At 42.4% G+C, this 1,674-nt stretch carries 3 protein-coding genes; 1 reads left to right on the forward strand and 2 read right to left on the reverse strand.

What is annotated here, in order from left to right; translation table 11 throughout:
• Positions 1-73: 73 nt before the first annotated feature.
• A complete protein-coding gene (locus Q0257_RS03610) occupies positions 74-364 on the reverse strand; it encodes a hypothetical protein (RefSeq protein ID WP_298021647.1) in 291 nt (96 codons plus the stop codon).
• 227 nt (positions 365-591) lie between these two features.
• Between Q0257_RS03610 and Q0257_RS03615 the strand changes: the two genes are divergently transcribed.
• Positions 592-1,062 carry a hypothetical protein gene (locus tag Q0257_RS03615; protein ID WP_298021650.1) on the forward strand — a complete coding sequence of 157 codons (471 nt, stop codon included), beginning with the start codon at positions 592-594 and terminating at the stop codon, positions 1,060-1,062.
• Positions 1,063-1,189: 127 nt separating this feature from the next.
• On the opposite strand, the gene Q0257_RS03620 is transcribed toward Q0257_RS03615, so the two are convergent.
• Positions 1,190-1,674: molybdopterin dinucleotide binding domain-containing protein (locus Q0257_RS03620; RefSeq protein WP_298021653.1), on the reverse strand; the 485-nt coding region annotated here is incomplete at its 5' end.

Raw genomic sequence — 1,674 nt, forward strand, 5'->3', positions numbered from 1 at the left:
GATCACGCCGAAGGAATAAATTTTAGCCGCTTGACTTTTTAGGCTCGGCGAGATTAGGGCGTTTCAGTAAAATTTAATCGTTTCGATAAATTTTGATTATTTCGATGAAATTTGATCGTTTTGCGTGACGTGCTCGCCTTGAACGATTTCGTAGAGCCTTCTTTAAAATCCGTAAATTTTGAAAGCAAAATTTACGGATTAAATTTACTTCGATATTGCAGCTCTCTCGGTTCGCTAAAATAGCGAAATTACCGAAGCCAAAGCCGCCTTTTGCCTTTAAATTTCTATCCGTCATTTCGCGCCCCGCTAAATACATATCAAAACCGCCGCTAAGATAAAATTTTAAATGCTTCGTAAGCCCCAAAGGATAAAATGCGCCAAAATTTTATAAAACGGGGATTTCATGAGAGACTACGACAAAGAGCGGGCGGGCAAACCGTTGATCGTCGAGAATAATTGGTTCTTACGCGCCGAAATTACCGGTATGCTTTCATGCATTATATTTTTTGTCCTAGTTCTACTAATTTTGATCTGCTCATCTCCTGAAGATGCTATGAGGGAGTTTTCTAGAAGGACTGGGATAACGATAGCATGTTCCGGATTTTATATGTTATTTTCGGTCATTTGAAATTTTTACGCTCTTTAACTAAAAATAAAACTTACAGCAAAATTTATGATGATCGCATAGAATATGAATTTATCGACTATCAGGGCAACAAAGATCTGCTAACCGTGCCGTTATCCGGGAGCGAAATAATTACACATGCCTATATTCCGATTTTTGTAACTTTTCATCCAGAAAATCGCGACTCCGTAGATAAGATGTTCTACCCGTTAAATTTTATTCTAAATTCCATTAGAAGCCTGATTTTTTACACCCTATCTCTTTTTAAAATACGAAAATACCTAATATTCAGATTTGACGACTTATTTATCTGCGTAGAAAGCAATCCATCTATAAACGAGAGCTTTAAAAGTGCGGGATTTAATAAAGATACTTTAGTATGCAGCCTAATTAGCCATAATAAAAAAATTTTTGATAAGGAGATTAAGGACGCCTGAGAACAATGCAACGCGACACGAAATTTCTGATGAAGCAAAAGCCGCTATTTCAATAGCAAAGTAGTAACCGCTAGTAGATTGTTTCTATGCACTGAAGAGAAATTAGGGCGCTATGGCGCCCTAATCCCTACTTCGCCCCCTTAGGCGGCATAAATGCGGTTAGTTTGATATCCTCGCCCGCCTTGTGTTTATAAAGCTCGATATCTACCAGCGCCGTGTGGGAGATGTTACCGTTGGCAAGCTCGCTCGTAGGCAGATCGATCGTAAGCACGTTCGGATTTCCGTTTTTGCAAAGCCCCTCGGCGTTAGGATCGTACCACGCGCCTTCGAAGATCTGCACCACGCCGCGCATTATGTCGCTGCTCACGTTGGCTCCCGCCAAAATTTCGCCGCGAGCGTTATACACGCGCACCAGATCGCCCTGCTTGATGCCGAGATCCTTAGCGTCTTCGGTATTGATCAGCACCGGCTCGCGATCCGCGACGGCGTATCTCTTGCGATTTGAGGTATTGCTCTGCTGCGAATGCAAGCGGTCATACGGATGGATGCTAAGCAGATGAAATTTCGCAGGCTTATCCTTCATCCCGAGCCACTCGACGGGCTCGAACCACA

The organism is uncultured Campylobacter sp., assembly GCF_938018035.1.
In the GTDB taxonomy this organism is placed as follows: Bacteria; Campylobacterota; Campylobacteria; order Campylobacterales; family Campylobacteraceae; genus Campylobacter_B.